Below are 1,193 nucleotides of genomic sequence, written 5' to 3' on the forward strand. Positions count from 1 at the left end.
AACCCGACCACGGCATCTGCCGATCATGGCTACGCGGTCGATACCGCCGCGCCGGAAGCCTCCATCACCATCGACGATGTCACTGGTGACAACACCGTCAATATCGCCGAAGCGGGACAGCCGCAGGCTATCACCGGTCGCGTCGGCAACGACGTGCAGGTGGGCGATACGGTGACCGTGACCATCGGCGATCAGTCGTACCAGACTACCGTCACCGCCTCCGATAACGGCAACGTGTGGAGCGTGAGCGTGCCGGGCGAGGTACTGGCCGGAAACAATGAAATTCATGCTGAAGTGACTACCACGGATGCGGCCGGTAACCCGACCACGGCCTCTGCCGATCACGGTTATGCGGTCGATACCGCCGCGCCGGAAGCGTCCATCACCATCGACGATGTGACGGCCGACAACACGGTGAATATCGCCGAAGCGGGACAGCCGCAGGCCATCACCGGCCGCGTCGGCAACGACGTGCAGGTCGGCGACACGGTGACCGTGACCATCGGCGATCAGTCTTACCAGACTACGGTGACCGCGTCGGATAACGGCAATGTGTGGAGTGTCAGCGTACCGGGCGAGGTGCTGGCCGGTAATAATGAAATTCATGCCGAAGTCACCACCACGGATGCGGCCGGTAACCCAACGACTGCCACGGCCGACCACGGTTATTCCGTTGATACGGCGGCACCGGAAGCGAGCATCACTATCGATGACGTGACGGCAGATAACACCGTCAATATCGCCGAAGCGGGTCAGCCGCAGGCCATCACCGGTCGCGTCGGTAACGACGTGCAGGTGGGCGACACGGTCACCGTGACCATCGGCGACCAGGCCTACCAGACCACGGTGACCGCGTCGGACAACGGCAATGTGTGGAGCGTCTCTGTACCGGGCGAGGTGCTGGCCGGTAACGCGCAGATCCACGCGGAAGTCACCACCACGGATGCGGCGGGTAACCCGACCACGGCATCTGCCGACCACGGTTATGCGGTAGATACGGCCGCGCCGGAAGCGTCCATCACTATCGATAACGTCACCGGTGATAACACCGTCAATATCGCCGAAGCGGGACAGCCGCAGGCCATCACCGGTCGCGTCGGCAACGACGTGCAGGTGGGCGATACGGTGACCGTGACCATCGGCGACCAGTCGTACCAGACTACCGTCACCGCGTCGGATAACGGCAACGTATG

The 1,193-nt window shown here is 62.8% G+C and carries 1 protein-coding gene; it reads left to right on the plus strand.

Translation table 11 applies throughout. The annotated features are described in order from the left end of the window. A partial coding sequence (locus tag BLU64_RS16945; RefSeq protein ID WP_139171547.1) for an Ig-like domain-containing protein occupies nt 1-1,193 on the plus strand: 1,193 nt, incomplete at both ends.

The sequence above is a fragment of the Lonsdalea quercina genome (genome assembly GCF_900107885.1).
In the GTDB taxonomy this organism is placed as follows: domain Bacteria; phylum Pseudomonadota; class Gammaproteobacteria; order Enterobacterales; family Enterobacteriaceae; genus Lonsdalea; species Lonsdalea quercina.